Here is a 19,552-nt window from a genome sequence, read left to right as displayed (position 1 = left end):
GGCCCCGGGGTAAACCGGGGCCGCAGGGTGTGCCGGGAAGGGCACGGTAAAGCTGGATCAGAACAACTCGACCGCGCCGGCGGCCATGCTCTGCTGGGCGACGGCCTTGTGCGGCGGGCGCTCCCACTCGGTGCGCATGTCGCGCAGGCGGGTGCCGGTGCGCTGCAGGGCGGTCACGACTTCTTCGTCGAACACGCCGCCACTGCGATGCAGCAGTTCCTGCAGGGCCACCGCCTCGCGGTTGATCGCGGTCAGGCGATCCAGGTGGGTATGCACGCCGCCCAGGGCCTGGGTGGCGATGTCCTCGAACTGCAGGGCACGCACGGCTTCGGCGACGCTGCTGTCGATGGCGCGGCCGCACTCGGAGATCTCACGCATGCCGTCACCCAGCGATGCGTTGATCTGGGCCACGTTGTCCAGCATCTGCGCGGCTTCATGGCGCGCTTCGCGGGAGCGGTCCATATCGCGGGAGGCCATGTGCGAGACGGTCTCGCGCACCTTGGCGATGGCGTCCTTGGAGCTGTGGGCCAGCTTGCGGATCTGCTCGTTGAAGGTGGTGGAGCGCTCGGACAGGTTGCGGACTTCGTCGGCGACCACCGCGAAACCGCGGCCGGCTTCACCAGCACGCGCGGCCTCGATGGCGGCGTTCAGGGCCAGCAGGTTGGTCTGGTCGGCAATCGACTTGACGTCTTCCAGCAGCGCGAAAATGCCATCCAGGTGCTGCGCCATCTGGTCGATGTGCTGCACGGTGGTGCTGCTCTGGCCGCTGACCTGCTCCAGCGCCTCGACCAGCTGCTCCATGCGATGGCTGGCGTGCTGGGCGAAACGGGCCACGTCGACGCCGGCACCACCTTCGTCACCGGCGCGGTCGACGATACGGGCCAGGGCCTGGCTCTGCTGGCGCGACTTGCGGTTCATGGCATCGAAGCTGCTGCCCAGGCCACCGACCGCATGTCGGATCAGATCGCGGGCACGTTCGACCTCGCCACGCGAGCCTTCGATTTCGTTGCCGACAAACGAGCGCAGCTCGGTCAGCAACTGGTCCTGCTCGCGCAGGATGCGGGCCTGCTCAGGCGAACGCTGGGTCTGGGCGCGGGCGCTCCACCAGGCAAACCCGAGCCAGCTGAGCGTCATCGTGCTCAGGATCGCCCAACGCAGGGCGGCTGGCCACTCGAAGCCGATGGCAAAGGGAAGCAGAAGGGTCAGGACCAGGGGGGCGGCCAGACGGATGAAGAGGCGTGAGTACATGGACGTTCTCGGGGAGGTGCACGGATGCTGTATCGGCCGTACCCCGGTTTGCTTTAGCCGTCCGCATGATTTTTCCGCCCGTCGCCCTCGACCCAAGGGGCACGAGGCTGGGCCGCCGATCCCGCCGGCGGCCCCTCCACCGCGGCTCAGCGCAGCTGGCGCGCGACCGCTTCGAGCATCGTTTTGCGGGAGAACAGGAAGTCCCAGTACTGGCCGCCGGTCTGGCGCCACAGCACCGCCGAGCGGACCGCCGCCAACAGCAGGGCGCGGATCTCGGCGACCACGCCGGCCTGGCCGAGGTAGTGCGGATTGCCCTGGACCATCACGCGCGGCTTGAGGTTGCTGATGGTGTCTGCGTACAGGCCACCCAGCGCGGCGAGCACGTCCGGGTGGGCGCTGTCGCCGAGCTCGCTGGCCTGGGCCTGGGCGCGCTCGATGCCGGTGCTGACCTTGGCTACGATCTCGTTCTCGCGCACGAACCGGCGCTCCAGCTGCAGCACGGACAAGGCCAGGCGAGGCAGGTGCTCATCCTGGCCCTGGCTGCTCAGGTAGTTGTGCAGCAGGCGCAGGCCCGGGGCGACATTGCTGGCGCTGCCGTAGATCTCCTGCGGGCTGGCCGCGTCAATGCGGAACACGCTCTCCACCGCGGTGCGGACCACGGCGGCTTCGGAGTGGCCGGTTTCGGCGATGCGGCGGACCTGCTGCAGGGCCTGGGCGATGCCGGCCAGAGCAAGAACGCGGTCGTCGACGGAAAAACTCATGCAGCAGATACCTCGAAAGGAGAAGGGGTGGCGCGAAGGCGCTGTTCCAGGGGGGCATCGGTGGCGGCGATGACGGCGCCGCCAAGGCAGACCTCATCGTCATACAACACCAGCGATTGACCGGGGGTGACGGCACGCTGCGGCCGGGCGAAGCGCACCTCCAGGGTGCCGTCATCGCGCACAGACACCGTGCAGGGTTCATCGGGCTGGCGGTACCGGGTCTGGGCAGTGCACGCGAACCGGCGCGCGGGCGGGGCGCCGGCGATCCAGTGGGCGGCCTCGGAGTGCAGCCGGGTGGACTGCAGCCACGGGCTCTCGCGGTCCTGGTCCACGTACAGCACGTTGCTGGCGACGTCCTTGCCGACCACATACCACGGCGCCGCCGGCCGGCCTCGCACGCCGCCGATGTTCAGGCCCTCGCGCTGGCCGAGCGTGAAATAGAACACGCCGGGATGTTCGGCGATCAGGGCGCCATCGGGATCGCGGATCTCGCCTGTTTTCGCCGGCAGATAGCGGCCGAGGAACTCGCGGAAGTCGCGTTCGCCGATGAAGCAGATCCCGGTGGAATCCTTCTTGGCGTGGGTGGGCAGGCGCGCGTCCCGGGCAATCCGGCGCAGGTCGTTCTTCTGCAGATCGCCGATCGGGAACAGTGTGGCGGCCAGCTGTTCCTGGCCCAGCTGGTGCAGGAAGTAGCTCTGATCCTTGCTGCGGTCGGCACCACGCAGCAGTGCCCAGCGGCCGCCGACCTGCGCGACGCGGGCGTAATGCCCGGTCGCGATGCGCTCGGCGCCGAGCTCACGCGCGGCATCGAGGAAATGCTTGAACTTCACTTCGCGGTTGCACAGCACGTCCGGATTGGGCGTGCGGCCGGCGGCGTACTCGGCCAGGAAGTGTTCGAACACCCCTTGCCAGTACTCGCTGGAGAAATCGCGGAAGTGGAACGGGATGCCGAGCAGGCCGCACACGGCCACGGCATCGCGGCGGTCATCTTCGGCGCGGCAATCGCCGCTGCCGTCATCGGCCCAGTTCTGCATGAACAGCCCGGCCACCGGCTCGCCCTGCTGGACCAGCCGCCAGGCCGCGACGGAGGAGTCCACGCCGCCGGAGACACCGACCATGATGCGCGGGGTGCTCATGCAGCCTCCTTGACGATGGAGAGCGGGTGGCGCTGGCCCGCCAGGTAATCTTCGACCACCTGCCAGACCAGTGGGCTGCGCAGGCGGTCGGGATCGGCCTTCAGCTCGGCCGGGGTCAGCCAGAGCGCGCGCAGGATGCCGTCGTCCAGCGGCCGGTCGGGATCGTGCGACACCGGTTCGGCCGCGTAGGCAAAGCGCAGGAACGGCGTGCCATCCGGGGCGGTCCACTGGTAGGTACCGATGAAGGCGCTCAAGCGCACCGTCCAGCCGGTCTCTTCCAGCGTTTCACGCACGGCAGCCGCCGCCAGCGATTCGTCCGGCTCCAGGTGCCCAGCGGGCTGGTTCAGCACCTGGCGCCCGTCGATCGCCTCCTCGACCAGCAACAGACGCCCATCACGCACCACCACGGTGGCCACGGTGACATGGGGCGTCCAGCGCGGTTCCTGCACGGCATTCACTTCAGTATTCGTCCTGCTCGGTCAGTTCGAGCTCCATGGCGTCCGCAGTGCGGATGGCCGCATCGATGGCGTCGCTGAGTTGCTCCGGGGTGGCAGTGGCATCGACCTTGACCACGAACATCGCCAGCTGGTCCTGCTTCACCCAGGCACCCATCTTGGCATCCTGCGAGTCTTCCAGCAGGCGGTTGGCGACGGCAGCGGGGAACTGCTTGCCCGGCGAATTGTAGGCCGGCGACCAGATCTCACGGATCTTGTGCTTGCCGAACTCCTCGACGGTGGAGCGCACGAAGGCCAGCTGGCTGCGGCCATCATCCATGTCGAAGACCATCTTGTAGTCGCCGTCCTCGTCCACCTCGTAGGTGTACTTCAGCGTGTCCAGGGCACGCCCGACCGCCTTGTCCGGCTCGGCCGCATGGGCGCCGGTGGCAGTCACGGCCAGCAGCAGTGCGGCAGCAATCCTTTTCATGAAATCCCTGTGAAGGTCTGGTTGGAGAGTGCAGATTGTGAAGGGCGGCGGGGGGCAACGTCCAATCCGGGGGCTGGAGGCCTATAATGTGGGGATGCCCCGCGAGACTTCCCACGAAACTCATCACGACCATGGCGTGCTGCTTGAGCCTGCACGCCCTGAGGTCGCGCCACCGCCGATGTACCAGGTGATGCTGTTGAACGACGACTACACCCCGATGGATTTCGTGGTGACGGTCCTGCAGCACTTCTTCTCGATGGATCTGGACCAGGCCACCCAGGTGATGCTTCACGTGCACACCCGCGGTCGCGGCGTGTGCGGGGTATTCACCCGCGAGGTCGCCGAATCCAAGGTCGCCCAGGTCAACGAGTTCTCGCGCATGAACCAGCATCCGCTGTTGTGCACGATGGAAAAGGCCAGCGGCTGACGTTCTGGCGGGCCTGCACTGCGTGTGCCCGCGATCCGCACTGTTCCACCAACACTGACATCCGGCCCTCAGCGGCCGGCGTGTCCCTGCGTCGTGCCTGCTACGAAGCCTGCTCTGGCGGTCCGACGATGGCACGCGCGCCAGTCCCTCCCGGCGCCACCCGCGGGCCGCTGCAGCACCGTTGGCTGGCCGTGACATTGCCATCACGGCAAAGCTGCCATTTCGTGGCCGGAAGATCGTGCATGATGGAGGCTCGTCGAATGGACGGAGCGGTCAGGCAAGTGCTAACGCCGTCTGAACGCACTGATCCGCTAGGGTGATGGAAATCGTGAAGGTTGGCCGCATATTGTTCCTAACTGCCGCCGGAGTTAATCATGTTCAGTAAAGACCTCGAACACACCATCGGACAGTGCTACAAGCGCGCCCGTGAGGCCCGGCATGAATTCATGACGGTGGAACACCTGCTGCTGGCACTGCTCGACAACCCGTCCGCCCAGGCCGTCCTCAAGGCCTGCGGCGCGGATGCCGACCGCCTGCGCCAGGAACTGGAACAGGCCATCGAGGCCTCGGTCTCGCGCCTGGCCGAAGATGATGGGCGCGATACCCAGCCGACGCTGGGCTTCCAGCGCGTGCTGCAGCGCGCGGTGTACCACGTACAGTCCTCGGGCAAGAAGGAAGTCACCGGCGCCAACGTGCTGGTGGCGATCTTCGGCGAGAAGGACTCGCACGCCGTGTACTACCTCAACCAGCAGGACGTCACCCGGCTGGATATCGTCAACTACCTCTCCCATGGCATCGCCAAGCTGGGCGAGGAGGGCGAAGTGCCGCCCGCCGCCGATGGCGAGGGCCGCACCGAGGGTGCCGAGGGCGAAGGCAAGGGCGATGCCCTGGCCGAGTTCGCCAGCAACCTCAACGACCAGGCCCGCAACGGCAAGATCGACCCGCTGGTCGGCCGTGCCGATGAAATCGAGCGCACCATCCAGGTCCTGTGCCGTCGCCGCAAGAACAACCCGCTGTACGTGGGCGAGGCGGGCGTGGGCAAGACGGCGATCGCCGAAGGCCTGGCCAAGCGCATCGTGGAAGGGTCGGTGCCGGATGTGCTCGCCGATGCGGTGATCTATTCGCTGGACCTCGGCGCGCTGGTGGCCGGGACCAAGTACCGCGGCGACTTCGAAAAGCGCCTGAAGGGGGTGCTGACCGCGATGAAGAAGCTGCCCAATGCGGTGCTGTTCATCGATGAGATCCACACCATCATCGGTGCCGGGTCCGCGTCGGGCGGCACCATGGATGCCTCCAACCTGATCAAGCCGGCCCTGGCCTCGGGCGAGCTGCGCTGCATCGGCTCGACCACCTTCCAGGAATACCGCGGCATCTTCGAGAAGGATCGGGCCCTGGCCCGCCGCTTCCAGAAGATCGACATCGTCGAGCCGACGGTGGGCGAAACCTACGAGATCCTGCAGGGCCTCAAGCCCAAGTACGAAGCGCACCACGGCGTGACCTACGCCGATGACGCGCTGCAGGCTGCGGTGGATCTGTCGGTCAAGCACATCAACGACCGCCTGCTGCCGGACAAGGCGATCGATGTGATCGACGAAGCCGGTGCCCGCCAGCGCCTGCTGCCGGACGGTGAGCGCAAGGAACTGATCGACATCGAGGAGATCGAGACCATCGTCGCCAAGATGGCCCGCATCCCGGCCAAGCAGGTCAGCGCGACCGACAAGGACGTGCTCCAGCATCTGGAGCGCAACCTGAAGATGGTGATCTTCGGCCAGGACCCGGCCATCGAGACACTGTCCTCGGCGATCAAGCTGGCCCGCTCGGGCCTGGCCAATCCGGAAAAGCCGATCGGCAACTTCCTGTTCTCCGGCCCGACCGGCGTGGGCAAGACCGAGGTGACCAAGCAGCTCGCGCTGCAGCTGGGCATCGAGCTGGTCCGCTTCGACATGAGCGAGTACATGGAGTCGCATTCGATCAGCCGCCTGATCGGTGCCCCTCCGGGCTATGTCGGCTTCGACCAGGGCGGCCTGCTGACCGAGAAGATCGTCAAGACCCCGCACTGCGTGCTGCTGCTGGACGAGGTGGAAAAAGCCCACCCGGACATCTTCAACATCCTGCTGCAGGTCATGGACCGCGGTGTGCTGACCGACACCAATGGCCGTGAGGCGAACTTCAAGAACGTGGTGCTGGTGATGACCACCAATGCCGGCGCGGCCCAGGCCTCGCGGCGTTCGATCGGCTTCACCCGCCAGGACCATGCCACCGACGCGATGGAGGTCATCCGCAAGAGCTTCACGCCGGAGTTCCGCAACCGTCTGGATGCGATCGTGCAGTTCCAGGCGCTGGGCTTCGAGCACATCCTGCGCGTGGTGGACAAGTTCCTGATCGAGCTGGAAATGCTGCTGCAGGAAAAGCACGTCAGCCTGTCGGCCACCCCGACCGCGCGCGACTGGCTGGCCCACCATGGCTTCGATCCGCTGATGGGTGCCCGCCCGATGGCGCGCGTGATCCAGGACAAGATCAAGCGTCCGCTGGCCGACGAGCTACTGTTCGGCAAGCTGGTCAACGGTGGCAAGGTCAGCATCGACGTCCGCGACGACCAGCTGTTTGTCGAGACCGAGGCCGAGCCGGAGCGTCTGTTGCCGGCCACGGTGTAATCGGGTCGCAGGTGTTGTCGAGATGAATGCAAAAGCCCCCGAAAGGGGGCTTTTGTTTACGCGGGCGTGGGTGCTTGGCCGATCACTGGCGCGCGCGCGCCTTGCGTGTGAATTCCTCGGCGGTGATCGGATCAACGGCACTGATCGCGCAGCTCTGTCCATTGGTGCGCAGCTTGCTGGCCCCTGCGCCGCAGAGTTGGCCCTCCCGGCCGGGCGTGACAAAGGCGAGCTTCGGCGACATCGCGGCGCTGCTGCAGGAGCGTTCGAAACGCACCAGGTAATGCTGGTCGCCATTGCGCAGCAGCACGTCGCGGTCAGCCCCGTTGCGTACCAGCTGTTGATCCGCAGAGAGCGTGATGCAGTCGCCGGGGGCTGTGGGTTCGGCGGCCTGGGCCGACGCGGCGGCCAGACAGGTGATCAGGAGCAGGGGAGACAGGTACTTCATGGCGGGGGCCATCGGGTCATGATCCGGATTGGATCGACCGCCAGCGTGGACCGTTGCGTGCCAGGGCGAATCTGCATCAAGGCATCCTGACCGACGTCAGGGTGCACTGGGTCAGGGTGTCGCTTGGCAGGGTAAGGCCGCTGCCGGCAGAATGCCGCCCACGCGAAAAGGCCAGCACCTGGCTGGCCTTCTGGCGGGAACAACCCCCGGACCGCTTATTTCATGCGGTAGGTGATGCGACCCTTGGTCAGGTCGTACGGGGTCATTTCGACCTTGACGCGGTCGCCCGTCAGGATGCGGATGTAGTTCTTGCGCATGCGGCCGGAGATGTGGGCGATGATTTCATGCCCATTTTCCAGTCGTACGCGGAAAGTGGTGTTCGGCAGCGTCTCGCTGACGGTGCCTTCGAACTCGATGGAGTCGTCTTTCGACATGTAGTCCTGTGCAGTTCTGTAACCGGCCGAGCTGGCCTGAAGAGCGGGCATTTTACGCGCGTCGGGCGTTTGATGCAAAGTTTTGGTTAAGGCCGGTCCGGATCAGCGATTTCGGCGGCGGCCAGTGTGCCGAACAAATCCACCCAATCGCCTGCGGCGGCTGGCTGTTGGACCTGTTCACGGGCCAGCGCGAGAAAGCGCTGCCGGGGCCAGTGCTCAGCGCCCATGCGCAGCAGATGGTCATTTTCGACCTGCGCATCGATCAGCGGCCACCCCCAGCTGGCCAGCCGATGGGCCAACCCGGCCAGGGCGACCTTGGAGCCGCCCGAGACCGCACTGAACATGCTCTCCCCAAAGAACATCCGCCCGATCGCCACCCCGTAGATGCCGCCGACCAAGGCATTGCCATCGAACACCTCCACCGAGTGCGCGAAGCCGAGACGGTGCAGGTCGACGTAGGCGTCGCGCATGTCGCGCGTGATCCAGGTGCCGTCCTGGCCCGGGCGCGGGCTGGCCGCGCAGGCATCGATCACCTGCTCGAAACAGTTGTCGGCCCGTAGCGTCCAGGCGCTCTGCCGGAGCGAGCGGCGAAAGCGGCTGGACAGGTGCACGCCGTCGGTACGGAACACCATGCGCGGGTCCGGCGACCACCACAGCAGCGGCTGGCCTTCGGAGAACCACGGAAAGATGCCGCCGGCATAGGCGTTGAGCAGCCGCACCGGCGAGAGGTCGCCGCCGAGCGCCAGCAGGCCATCCGGATCGCGCAGCGCGGTCTCGGCGGGCGGGAAGGGAGCGTCCGGCGCATCGTCCAGGCGCCAGGGCAGCCGGCGGGTCATGCCAGGTCGGCCTTGAACGGACTGTGCGACGCCAGTACACGTGCGTAGTGGGCGACCTCGGCGCGCTCCTGTGCGCACCACGCAACCAGTGCCTCGGCAAAGGCGGGCTCGGCGATCCAGTGCCGGCTGCGCACCCGGTGCGGCAGGAAGCCGCGCGCCAGCTTGTGCTCACCTTGGGCGCCGGGCTCGAAGCGGGCCAGTCCTTCGCGCAGGCAGTAGGCGATGCCCTGGTAGTAGCAGGTCTCGAAATGCAGGCCGGGCAGGGTGGCGCCGCCCCAGTAGCGCCCATAGAGCGTGTCCGCGCCACGCAGGCACAGCGCACCGGCGACCGGCTCGCCATCGAGCACGGCCAGGAACATCACCAGCGCGCGCGGCATCGTCCGGGCGAGATGCTGCAGGAACGGCAGCGTCAGCGCGGGCGAGTTGCCGTACTCGGCGAAGGTCTGCAGGTAGAAACCGTGCATGGCGCGCAGATCGGCCTCGGTCGCCTCATCGCCATGCACGATGCGATACGTGACGCCGCTGCGCGCGAGCTTGGCCCGTTCCTGGCGGATGTTCTTGCGGTGCTTGTGGTCCATCGCGCCGAGGAAGTCGTCGAAGGTCTGCCAGCCACCGGGGTTGTGCCACTGGAACTGGATGTCTTCGCGCAGCAGCCAGTCCGGGCTGAAGGCGGGGTCTTCCTCGGCGGGGTGGAAGTTGATGTGGGCCGAGGACCAGCCCAGGCGTGCCACTTCGCCCGCCAGCGATGCCAGCAGCGCGCCACGATCCTCCGCTGTGCCGGCAAGTAGACGCGGGCCGGTCACGGGCGAATACGGCACCGCGCCCAGCCACTTGGGGAAGTAGTCCAGCCCGTGCTGGGCGTACGCGTGCGCCCAGGCGTGATCGAACACGAACTCGCCGTGCGAGTTGTCCTTGAGATAACCCGGGATCGCCGCGACCAGGGTGCCCCCGTCCCACAGGGTGAAGTGGCGCGGCCGCCAGCCCCATTCGGGACGCAGGCAACCGTGTTCTTCAAGGCCGGCGAGGAAGGCGTGCGACAGGAAGGGGTTGCGGCCGTCGTGCAGGGCGTCCCAGGCGGCGGCGGGGACATCGGACAGGCGATGCAGGAAACGTGGATCGGGCATGGGCAGAGGATAGAGCAGGTGGGACGGGCGCAGGGCGGGCGGAACGTACCGGCCAGTAAAAAGGCCGGTGAATGATTCACCGGCCTTCGTGTGCTGCGCGATTCGGGCGTCAGATCAGCTCGCCTGACCCTTCGCATCCAGATAGCGCTCGGCATCCAGTGCGGCCATGCAGCCGAAGCCGGCCGAGGTGATCGCCTGACGGTAGTGCTGGTCGGCCACGTCGCCGGCGGCGAACACGCCTTCCACCGAGGTCTGGGTGGCGTTGCCGCCCAGGCCCGAGCGGATGTCCAGGTAACCGTTGTTCATGGTCAGCTGGCCATCGAACAGGCTGGTGTTGGGGTGGTGGCCGATCGCCACGAAGAAGCCATGGGCCTCGATGTCACGGGTGCTGCCGTCCAGCGTGGACTTGACGCGCACACCGGTCACGCCGGCGTCGTTGCCCAGAACTTCGTCCACCTGGTGGTGCCACACGGTCTCGATCTTGCCGGCGGCGACCTTGGCGAACAGCTTGTCCTGCATGATCTTTTCCGCCTTGAGGGTGTCGCGGCGGTGGACCAGGTAGACCTTGCGGGCAATGTTGGACAGGTACAGGGCCTCTTCCACGGCGGTGTTGCCGCCGCCGACCACGACCACGTCCTGGTCACGGTAGAAGAAGCCGTCGCAGGTGGCGCAGGCGGACACGCCGCGGCCCTTGAAGGCCTCTTCGCTGGGGATGCCCAGGTACTTGGCGGTGGCGCCGGTGGCGATGATCAGGGCGTCGCAGGTGTACTCGGCGCTGTCGCCGATCAGCTTGAACGGGCGCTGGGAGACATCAGCGGTGTGGATGTGGTCGAAGATGACCTCGGTCTCGAAGCGCTCGGCATGCGCCTGCATGCGGGTCATCAGGTCCGGGCCCATCAGGCCGTGTGCATCTCCAGGCCAGTTGTCCACCTCGGTGGTGGTCATCAGCTGGCCGCCCTGCTGCAGGCCGGTGATCACGACGGGCTTGAGGTTGGCGCGCGCGGCGTAGACGGCGGCGGTCCAGCCGGCCGGGCCGGAACCAAGGATCAACAGGCGGGAGTGCTTGGAGTTGCTCATGTAAGCTCGCAATAGAAGGTAGGGCGGGACACTGGCAGGGTGATTGCGCGGCGTCCGAGCGAAGTCATAGAGTGGCGGCAGGGGCGGGGCGATTCAAGGCGCGCAGTGGAACGCGGCGACCCGCCAGGCACGACGCCCATTCCGGTGCCGGAGTTTTGACGCTGGCCGTGCTGGCCAACGGCCGGCACCTACCGGGGTGGGATCCAGTCGTTTATTATCAAGCACTAACAGTGCATTCCCAAGGTGTGGTCTAAGGTGGCGAAACAGGTCCCGGAACGAGCCAAGGCGTCCGACAGCAAGGCAGCGCCGCGCAAACCGGCCGGCGAGGACAATCCGCGCCGGCAGCGCCTGTGGCGCGACCTGGGGTTGATCGCGGTCGCCCCGGCATTGCTGTATCTGGTCGCCAGTCTGTTCACCTACTCGGCCACCGACCCTGGCTGGTCGCATACCGGCAGCGTGGTCGCGCCGGTCCACAACATGGGCGGTCGCGCCGGTGCCTGGATCGCCGATGTCCTGCTGCAGCTGTTCGGCTACATGGCCTTCGTGCTGCCGATCGTGCTGGGCGCACTGGCCTGGATCGCGATGTTCGGCCTGAAGCGGGAAGCCAAGGGCGAGCATGACCTGGATCCGGCGCTGCGCCTGGTCGGCCTGGTCGGTTTCCTGATCGCCGGCACCGGCTTCCTGCATCTGCGCCTGTTCGTGGCCGATGTGGCCCATGCCGGCGGCATCCTCGGCAAGCTGGTGGGCAGCTCGCTCAGCGTCGGTTTCGGCGCATTGGGCGCCAACCTGTTCGTGCTGGTGCTGCTGCTGGCCTCGATCACCCTGGCCACGGGCATCTCCTGGTTCGTGGTGATGGAGAAGATCGGCAACTGGGTGCTGGCGCTGCCGCCGCTGTTCAACAAGAAGAAAGAGCAGGCCACCGAGTGGCAGCAGACCCGCGCGATGCGCGAGGAGCGCCAGGAAGTGCGCAAGGTCGACGCCGAGGTCCGCGCCAAGCGCGAGCCGGTCAAGATCGAGCCGCGCCCGGAGCCGGTGCTGGAGAAGAGCGACCGCGCCAAGCGCGAGACCCAGATTCCTATGTTCCGCGGGGTCAATGGCGATGGCTCGGACGTGCCGCCGCTGGCACTGCTGGACGATCCCAAGCCGCAGCCCAAGGGCTACGACGAGGGCACGCTGGAAACGCTGTCGCGCCAGATCGAGTTCAAGCTCAAGGACTTCCGTATCGATGCGCAGGTGGTGGGTGCCTATCCCGGCCCGGTCATCACCCGCTTCGAAATCGAGCCGGCCCCGGGCATCAAGGTCAGCCAGATCAGTTCGCTGGACAAGGACATCGCGCGCGGGCTGTCGGTCAAATCCGTGCGCGTGGTCGATGTGATTCCGGGCAAGTCGGTGGTGGGTCTGGAGATCCCCAACGTCACCCGCGAGATGATCTATCTCTCCGAGCTGCTGCGCTCCAAGGAATACGACAAGTCCGCCAGCGTACTGACCCTGGCGCTGGGCAAGGACATCGCCGGCCGCCCGACCGTGGCCGATCTGGCGCGCATGCCGCATCTGCTGGTGGCCGGCACCACCGGCTCGGGTAAGTCCGTGGCGGTCAACGCGATGGTGTTGAGCCTGCTGTACAAGGCCTCGCCGAAAGACCTGCGGATGCTGATGATCGACCCGAAGATGCTCGAGCTGAGCGTCTACCAGGGCATCCCGCATCTGCTGGCGCCGGTGGTCACCGACATGAAGGAGGCCGCCAACGGCCTGCGCTGGTGCGTGGCCGAAATGGAGCGGCGCTACAAGCTGATGAGCGCGGTGGGCGTACGCAACCTGGCCGGCTTCAACAAGAAGGTCAAGGATGCCCAGGACGCCGGGCAGCCGATGATGGACCCGCTGTTCAAGCCCAATCCGGAACTCGGCGAGGCCCCGCGCCCGCTGGAGACGCTGCCCTTCATCGTCATCTTCATCGACGAATTCGCCGACATGATGATGATCGTCGGCAAGAAGGTGGAAGAACTGATCGCGCGCTTGGCGCAGAAGGCGCGTGCGGCCGGCATCCATCTGATCCTGGCCACCCAGCGCCCCTCGGTGGACGTGATCACCGGCTTGATCAAGGCCAACATCCCGACCCGTATCGGCTTCCAGGTCAGCTCGAAGATCGATTCGCGCACCATTCTGGATCAGTCCGGCGCGGAAACGCTGCTCGGCCATGGCGACATGCTGTACCTGCCGCCGGGTACCGCGTTGCCGGACCGCGTGCACGGTGCGTTCGTCTCCGATGAGGAAGTGCACCGCGTGGTCGAACATCTCAAGGCCAGCGGCCCGACCGACTACATCACCGGCGTGCTGGACGAAGTGCAGATGATGGGCGATGGCGTCGTGGTCGGCCCCGGTGGCCTGCCCGAGGCGGGCGGCGGTGGCGGCGATGAGTCCGATCCGCTGTACGACGAGGCCCTGCGCATCGTCACCGAAACCCGCCGTGCCTCCATCTCCGGCGTGCAGCGTCGCCTGAAGATCGGCTACAACCGTGCTGCGCGCCTGATTGAAGCGATGGAGGCGGCTGGCGTGGTCAGCCCGCCCGAGCACAATGGCGACCGCAGCGTGCTGGCGCCGCCCCCGCCCAAGTAACGCCGGGCGCGGCCTGGCTGTATGGAACCCGGGCGCTGCCCGGGTGTTGCCGAGCACAAGGAACCTGCAATGAAGCCGATGATCTGGACGATGCTGGGCGCCATGACGCTTGCGCCGGCAGTGGCGTGGGCCGATGCCCAGCCCGTACCGGCACCCGCGACACCCGCGACACCCGTTGCACCGACCACCCCGGGCGGGCAGGGCGGCCCGGCCGCGGGCGCTGAAGCGCAGGCCAGCAACAACTTCAGTTTCGTACGCTATCGTGCCGACTACGTGGTGCGCCCCGATGCGGGCAATACGCAGACCGAAGAGTACGACATCCTGCTCAAGACCAAATCGGCGGTCGAGCAGTTCAGCCAGGTGCGGCTGAGCTACAGCGAGAAGATGGAGACGCTGGAGGTGCTGCAGGCCTACACGTTGACGGCGGACGGCCAGCGCCGCGACGTGCCGGCCGACCGCATCTATACCCAGGAAAGCTATTCCAGCGCGGCCGCGGCGATGTACGCCGACCGCAAGGTGCGCGTGGTGGTCTTCCCGAATCTGGCGCCCGGTACCCGCGTGGTCTACCAGACCCGGCGCACCCAGAACACGCCGTATTTCCCGGGCTACTTCGGCCTGTGGGAAACCTTCAGCGTGTTCACCCAGTACGACGATGCCCGCGTGACCCTGAGTGCGCCTGCCGATCTGCCCATGCAGGTGGAACAGCGTGGCGTGCAGGGCAGCCAGGCGCCGCGTGTGCGCAATGGCATGGCACGCTGGGAATGGACGTACCGGCGCACGGATCCACTGAAGGCGCAGAACTGGTCCGCCGCCGCGTGGGAGTACAGCCCCACCATCATGGCCAGTACGTATCGTGACTGGTCGCAGGTGGCGCAGGCCTATCAGCTCAAAGGTGGCGAGGCCGCCGCGGTCACGCCGCAGATCCAGGCGCTGGCCGACGAGCTCACCCGTGGCATCACCGACCGCCGCGAGCAGGCCGCCGTGCTGTACGGCTGGGTGGCGCAGAACATCCGCTACGTGGCGGTGTACCTGGGCAACGGCGGGCTGGAGCCCAACCCGGCGCAGAGCATCCTCGACAACCACTACGGCGACTGCAAAGACCATGTCGTGATCCTGGAGGCGTTATTGGCTGCGCGGGGCATCCAGAGTACGCCGGTGCTGATCGGTGCCGGCGGTGGGCCGACGCTGCCGGCGATTCCGCTGCTGGGCCGTTTCGACCACGCCATCACCTACATCCCCGAGTTCGACCTGTACCTGGACTCGACCGCGCCCTATGCGCGTGTTGGCCAGTTGCCCGAGGGCGATCTCGGTGCGCCGGTGCTGCATACCCGCCAGGCCGTGCTGGCGCGCACCCCGGCCAACGATGCCTCGCGCAACGGCACCGGGATCGAGGCGGCGTTCCGGTTCGATGCGGCGGGCAATCTGTCTGGCCAGACCGTGCTGCACCCCAGCGGCGTGACCGAAATTGGCATGCGCGGCGCCTTCGCGCGGCTCAACGCGCAGAACCGGGCGCGTGCCGAAGAATCGATGATGGCCGCGTCCGGCTTCGACGGGAGTGGCGCACTGACACTGCTGGGCGACCCGCAGGACCTGACCCGGCCGTTCAACTTCCGCTATGACTTCCAGGCCAGCGACTACGTCGATTTCGGCGCGGTCGGCGGGATGGGGGTGCCTGACGCACCGGGGAGCCAATCGTTCCGCGACCTGTACGCCAGCACATCGGCGCCGGACAACGCCACGCCGTTCTACTGCAACGACAGTCTGCGCGATGAGCGCTACCAGCTGACCTTCCCGGCCAACGTGCCGATCGTGGCGATTCCGCGCAGCCAGCACTTCGCCAACGCGGCCGGTGAGTATCAGGTGGAGTGGACGCGCGACGGGCAGGTGATCACCGCGCGCCATCGACTGCACCAGCGCGCCGTGCGCGGGGCCGATGCGCTGTGCCTGCCGCAGGACTATGCCGCCTTCCGCGAGCTGTACCAGCAGGTCCGGCGCGGGTTCCGTGGGCAGGTGGTGTACGGGGATCTGAAGACGGTGCAGGCTGGCCCGTGAGGGCGCTGGATGGATCTGGTTTCCAGCGCATAATGTGTCCCTGATCGCCCATTCAGGATTGAATGGGCACACTGCCTCCCATCCTTCCCATTCGCCTGGATACCCGCATGCACACCACTTTCCGCCGCTCCCTGCTTGCTGCCACCCTGGTTGTCGCCAGTGTCGGTTCGGCGTCGGCCTGGGCGGGCGCCCGTGATGAGCTCAACCGTTTCACGCAGGGTCTGAAAGGTCTGGACGGGCAGTTCAGCCAGCAGGTGTTCGACAGCAAGGGCAAGGTCAAGGAAACCACCAGCGGCCGCGTTGCGTTGTCCGCGCCGCGCCTGTTCCGCTGGGAGTACATCAAGCCGCACGAACAGTTGATCGTGGCCGATGGCAAGAAGGTCTGGGTGTATGAGCCGGACCTGGAGCAGGCCAGCGTGCGCCCGCAGGGCCAGGAAGAGCAGAACAGCCCGCTGACCGCCCTGATCAATCCGGCGCTGCTGGACAAGCAGTACGACGTCAGCGAAGAGGCGGCCGTGCGTGATGGCCTGCAGTGGCTGGCGCTGAGCCCGAAGCGTGATACCGATACCGCCTTCCAGTACGCCGCACTGGGCTTCAATGGCCAGGGCCTGGCCCGCATGGAAGTCGTGGATGCGGTTGGCCAGCGCACGGTGATCAGCTTCACTGGCTGGAAGCGCAACCCGAGCTTCGCCTCGGGCACCTTCAGCTTCACCCCGGCCAAGGGTGTGGACGTCATCGGCGAATGACGGTGTAGTGCCGGCCGCTGGCCGGCATGCCCGCTGCAATCTGCCGCGATACACTAGACACGTGGCCAGAAACCGAACGACTTTCAATGGGCCCGATCTGCTGACCGTGGATCGGGACAACATGCGTCCGCTCGCCGAGCGGATGCGCCCGCAGACGCTGGACGAGATGGTGGGCCAGAAGCGCCTGCTCGCACCGGGCAGCGCGCTGCGCCGGGCGGTCGAGTCCGGCCATGTGCACTCGATGATCCTGTGGGGCCCGCCAGGCTGCGGCAAGACCACGCTGTCGCTGCTGCTGGCGCATTACGCCGATGCCGAGTTCCGCGCGATCTCCGCCGTGCTGTCCGGCCTGCCGGAGGTGCGCCAGGTGCTGGCCGAGGCCGCGCAGCGCTTCGCCGAGGGGCGCCGCACGGTGCTGTTCGTGGACGAGGTGCACCGCTTCAACAAGGCCCAGCAGGATGCGTTCCTGCCGCACATCGAGCGCGGCACGATCGTGTTCGTGGGCGCCACGACCGAAAACCCCTCGTTCGAACTGAACTCGGCGCTGCTGTCGCGCTGCCGCGTGCACGTACTGGAGTCGGTGTCGCCAAGTGACATCGTCGAGGCGCTGGAACGTGCGCTGCAGGACACCGAGCGCGGTCTGGGCGCGGAGCATCTGCAGGTGGCACCCGAGGCGTTGCTGGAGATCGCAACCGCAGCCGATGGTGACGTCCGCCGTGGGCTGACGCTGTTGGAGATCGCGGCCGAACTGGCCAGCGGCGACGGCGGGCGGATCAGTCCGGAGATGCTGGTGCAGGTGCTGGCCGATCGCACCCGTCGTTTCGACAAGGGCGGCGAGCAGTTCTACGACCAGATCTCGGCGCTGCACAAATCCGTGCGCAGCTCCAACCCCGATGCCGCGCTGTACTGGCTGACCCGCATGCTCGATGGCGGCTGCGATCCGTCGTATCTGGCAAGGCGCCTGACCCGGATGGCGATCGAGGACATCGGCCTGGCCGATCCGCGCGCGCAGTCGATGGCGTTGGAGGCGTGGGATATCTATGAACGCCTGGGCAGCCCGGAGGGCGAGCTCGCCTTCGCGCAACTCGTGCTTTATCTGGCCAGTACCGCCAAATCAAACGCCGGCTACGCCGCCTTCAACAAGGCCAAGCAGGAAGTGCGCGAGACCGGTACCCAGGAGGTTCCGCTGCACCTGCGCAACGCGCCGACCAAGCTGATGAAGGAGCTGGGCTACGGCAAGACCTATCAGTACGATCACGACGCGGACGGGGGAATTGCGCTGGATCAGACCGGCTTCCCCGATGCGATGGGTGAGCGCGTGTATTACGAACCGGTGCCGCGCGGGCTGGAGATCAAGCTGAAAGAGAAGCTGGACCGCCTGCGTGCGGCGCGGGCACAGGCGCGGGCAGAGAAAGGCGCTGACTGATGGAAGGCCTGGGCCTGTGGTGGCAGCAGCTTGGGCTGGTGATGGCCGGTGGCGCACTGGGCGCGGCGCTGCGTTTCATGATCGGCGATGCGATGCTGCGCCAGTTCGGGACTGGCTTCCCGTGGGGCACGCTGACGGTGAACCTGGTCGGCGCGTTCGTGGCGGGTTACGTGATGATCTGGCTGCAGAGTCGGGGCACGGCCGCAGTGTACTGGCGCGCCTTTCTGATCGTGGGGATCGTGGGCGGGCTGACCACGTTCTCCTCGATGATGCTCGAGTCGCTGGTGTTCACCCGTACCGATCGCAGCCTGATGGTGCCGCTGTACCTCGGGGTGAGCCTGGTCGGCGGGATGCTGCTGGTGTGGGCGGGCGCGCGCGTGGCAGAGGCGTGGCGCTGACGCTTGCGTCGCAAATGCAGAAATCCACGGAAAACGCTGGATTAAAGTGATGTCTCACGATATCGTGCGCGCCCCCGTTTGCATCCTCGTCCGTCATGCGCGATGAACAAGACCCCGGAACACTGGAACTGACGCTGCCGCGCAAGCGCGGCCGTCCGCCCACGTTCGGCTACGCGATGACCGATGCGCAGCGTGCGGCCCGCTACCGTGCGCGCCGCGCCGGCCAGGCCGGTCACGCCGATGTGCGCAACTGCAGCGACATGGTGCTGCTGGACAAGATCCGTGCCTCGATCACCAGCAAGGACCCGGAGCTGACCGGTTTCCTGGTGCACGTGCTCTGGCAGCGCTACCCGCTGCAGCTCAAGTAGGCGCGCCCGCCCGCTCCTGGTTGAGCAGCTTGGCCAAGCGCAGTGCCAGCGCCTTGACCAGCGGGTCGGCGGTGGCGCGATGGAGCAGGGCGATCTCGAACGTATCGATCGGCGGCAGGCCCTGTTCGGCGCCGAGCACGGTGTGATCGCGATTCAGGGCGCGTGCCGGCAGCAGGCTGATGCCCATGCCATCGGCTACCGCGCCCTGGATGCCACTCAGGCTGGAGCTGGTGAAGCTGATCCGCCAGCGGCGGCCGAGTGCTTCGATGGCATCGATGATGTCGTCGCGATACAGCCCGCGCGGCGGGAAGGTGACCAATGGCACCGGATCCAGGCCGATGCAGCCATTGCGGGCACTGTCGATCCAGACCATGGTCTCCGGCCAGCAGGCAACGGCGGCGCGGCTGTTGCGGCGCTGCTTGACCAGGATCAGATCCAGTTCGCCGTGATCGTAGCCATTGGCCAGGTCGCGGCTGAGGCCGCTGGTGACTTCGAGCTTGACCTGGGGGTGCTCGCGGTTGAAGGCGCCCAGCAGCTGGGTGGTCGCGGCGCTGACGAAATCCTCCGGCACGCCCAAGCGCACCGTGACGGCCACCGTGGTGCCGGCCAGCGCTTCCAGCAGCTGATCGTTGAGCGCCAGCAGCTGACGCGCGTGGCCCAGGACGAGCTGCCCGGCATCGGTGGGGTGCACGTCGCGGTTGCCGCGCACCAGCAGTGGATGGCCCGCCATCTCCTCCAGCCGGCGGATCTTCTGGCTGATGGTGGATTGGGTGGAGTGCAGGCGTGCGGCGGCGGTGGTGAAGCTGGCGCAATCGGCCACCATCACCATCGCGCGCAGCAGATCAAGATCGAACAGGGTGCGATTCGGTTTTTCACTGGCGGTCAT

Annotated in this window: 19 protein-coding genes; 8 read left to right on the top strand and 11 right to left on the bottom strand. The window is 66.8% G+C overall.

Annotated elements, in window-relative coordinates:
• Positions 1–57 precede the first annotated feature (57 nt).
• From ABE483_RS02415 to ABE483_RS02395, 5 genes are all read right to left on the bottom strand, one after another.
• Complete coding sequence (locus tag ABE483_RS02415) at positions 58–1,248, bottom strand: methyl-accepting chemotaxis protein (protein ID WP_121036770.1); 1,191 nt, start codon at positions 1,246–1,248, stop codon at positions 58–60.
• A 146-nt stretch (positions 1,249–1,394) separates the two neighbouring features.
• A complete protein-coding gene (gene hflD, locus ABE483_RS02410) occupies positions 1,395–2,009 on the bottom strand; it encodes a high frequency lysogenization protein HflD (protein WP_152150794.1) in 615 nt (204 codons plus the stop codon).
• Complete coding sequence (gene mnmA / locus ABE483_RS02405; protein WP_313218289.1) at positions 2,006–3,145, bottom strand: tRNA 2-thiouridine(34) synthase MnmA; 1,140 nt, start codon at positions 3,143–3,145, stop codon at positions 2,006–2,008. The genes hflD and mnmA overlap by 4 nt, the downstream gene beginning before the upstream one ends.
• The gene (locus ABE483_RS02400; RefSeq protein WP_313212301.1) at positions 3,142–3,603 is read right to left on the bottom strand and encodes an NUDIX hydrolase; all 462 of its coding nucleotides are present in this window, start codon (positions 3,601–3,603) and stop codon (positions 3,142–3,144) included. Before ABE483_RS02400 ends, mnmA begins: the two co-directional genes overlap by 4 nt.
• Before the next feature lies 1 nt (position 3,604).
• Positions 3,605–4,069: a YbjN domain-containing protein gene (locus tag ABE483_RS02395; RefSeq protein ID WP_313212302.1), complete on the bottom strand. Its 465-nt coding sequence runs from the start codon at positions 4,067–4,069 to the stop codon at positions 3,605–3,607.
• Positions 4,070–4,163: 94 nt separating this feature from the next.
• On the opposite strand from ABE483_RS02395, the gene clpS reads away from it, so the two are divergent.
• Both clpS and clpA read left to right on the top strand, forming a co-directional pair.
• Positions 4,164–4,496 carry an ATP-dependent Clp protease adapter ClpS gene (clpS, locus tag ABE483_RS02390; protein ID WP_121036775.1) on the top strand — a complete coding sequence of 111 codons (333 nt, stop codon included), beginning with the start codon at positions 4,164–4,166 and terminating at the stop codon, positions 4,494–4,496.
• Between the two features lie 374 nt (positions 4,497–4,870).
• Entirely contained in the window at positions 4,871–7,150 is a 2,280-nt protein-coding gene (gene clpA / locus ABE483_RS02385; protein ID WP_313212303.1) for an ATP-dependent Clp protease ATP-binding subunit ClpA, read from the top strand.
• Positions 7,151–7,232: 82 nt separating this feature from the next.
• Here clpA and ABE483_RS02380 read toward each other — a convergent pair whose 3' ends face one another.
• The 5 genes from ABE483_RS02380 to trxB form a co-directional block, all read right to left on the bottom strand.
• The gene (locus ABE483_RS02380) at positions 7,233–7,595 is read right to left on the bottom strand and encodes a hypothetical protein (protein WP_070471582.1); all 363 of its coding nucleotides are present in this window, start codon (positions 7,593–7,595) and stop codon (positions 7,233–7,235) included.
• Between the two features lie 215 nt (positions 7,596–7,810).
• Positions 7,811–8,029 carry a translation initiation factor IF-1 gene (gene infA / locus ABE483_RS02375; protein ID WP_005409596.1) on the bottom strand — a complete coding sequence of 73 codons (219 nt, stop codon included), beginning with the start codon at positions 8,027–8,029 and terminating at the stop codon, positions 7,811–7,813.
• A gap of 86 nt (positions 8,030–8,115) precedes the next feature.
• A complete protein-coding gene (gene aat / locus ABE483_RS02370) occupies positions 8,116–8,865 on the bottom strand; it encodes a leucyl/phenylalanyl-tRNA--protein transferase (protein ID WP_346481036.1) in 750 nt (249 codons plus the stop codon).
• On the bottom strand, positions 8,862–9,989 hold the full coding sequence (locus ABE483_RS02365) for a GNAT family N-acetyltransferase (protein ID WP_313212305.1): 1,128 nt from the start codon (positions 9,987–9,989) through the stop codon (positions 8,862–8,864). The genes aat and ABE483_RS02365 overlap by 4 nt, the downstream gene beginning before the upstream one ends.
• Before the next feature lie 114 nt (positions 9,990–10,103).
• The gene (gene trxB, locus ABE483_RS02360; protein WP_102788476.1) at positions 10,104–11,066 is read right to left on the bottom strand and encodes a thioredoxin-disulfide reductase; all 963 of its coding nucleotides are present in this window, start codon (positions 11,064–11,066) and stop codon (positions 10,104–10,106) included.
• A 255-nt stretch (positions 11,067–11,321) separates the two neighbouring features.
• On the opposite strand from trxB, the gene ABE483_RS02355 reads away from it, so the two are divergent.
• The 6 genes from ABE483_RS02355 to ABE483_RS02330 all read left to right on the top strand — a co-directional run bounded on the left by ABE483_RS02355 (position 11,322) and on the right by ABE483_RS02330 (position 18,666).
• The gene (locus tag ABE483_RS02355) at positions 11,322–13,679 is read left to right on the top strand and encodes a DNA translocase FtsK (RefSeq protein WP_121036781.1); all 2,358 of its coding nucleotides are present in this window, start codon (positions 11,322–11,324) and stop codon (positions 13,677–13,679) included.
• A gap of 78 nt (positions 13,680–13,757) precedes the next feature.
• Complete coding sequence (locus tag ABE483_RS02350) at positions 13,758–15,731, top strand: DUF3857 domain-containing transglutaminase family protein (protein WP_346481059.1); 1,974 nt, start codon at positions 13,758–13,760, stop codon at positions 15,729–15,731.
• Between the two features lie 107 nt (positions 15,732–15,838).
• A complete protein-coding gene (gene lolA, locus ABE483_RS02345; RefSeq protein WP_070471577.1) occupies positions 15,839–16,477 on the top strand; it encodes an outer membrane lipoprotein chaperone LolA in 639 nt (212 codons plus the stop codon).
• A 121-nt stretch (positions 16,478–16,598) separates the two neighbouring features.
• Positions 16,599–17,900, top strand: a complete 1,302-nt coding sequence (locus ABE483_RS02340; RefSeq protein ID WP_313211037.1) for a replication-associated recombination protein A — start codon at positions 16,599–16,601, stop codon at positions 17,898–17,900.
• Positions 17,900–18,298: a fluoride efflux transporter CrcB gene (crcB, locus tag ABE483_RS02335; protein ID WP_313211036.1), complete on the top strand. Its 399-nt coding sequence runs from the start codon at positions 17,900–17,902 to the stop codon at positions 18,296–18,298. Before ABE483_RS02340 ends, crcB begins: the two co-directional genes overlap by 1 nt.
• Positions 18,299–18,393: 95 nt before the next feature.
• Positions 18,394–18,666 carry a hypothetical protein gene (locus ABE483_RS02330; RefSeq protein WP_019184750.1) on the top strand — a complete coding sequence of 91 codons (273 nt, stop codon included), beginning with the start codon at positions 18,394–18,396 and terminating at the stop codon, positions 18,664–18,666.
• On the opposite strand, the gene ABE483_RS02325 is transcribed toward ABE483_RS02330, so the two are convergent.
• Positions 18,659–19,552, bottom strand: a complete 894-nt coding sequence (locus ABE483_RS02325) for a LysR substrate-binding domain-containing protein (protein ID WP_346481035.1) — start codon at positions 19,550–19,552, stop codon at positions 18,659–18,661. The genes ABE483_RS02330 and ABE483_RS02325 overlap by 8 nt on opposite strands.

The sequence above is a fragment of the Stenotrophomonas sp. TWI602 genome, assembly GCF_039674045.1.
Lineage (GTDB): Bacteria > Pseudomonadota > Gammaproteobacteria > Xanthomonadales > Xanthomonadaceae > Stenotrophomonas.
This window is presented reverse-complemented; position numbering and strand designations above follow the sequence as displayed.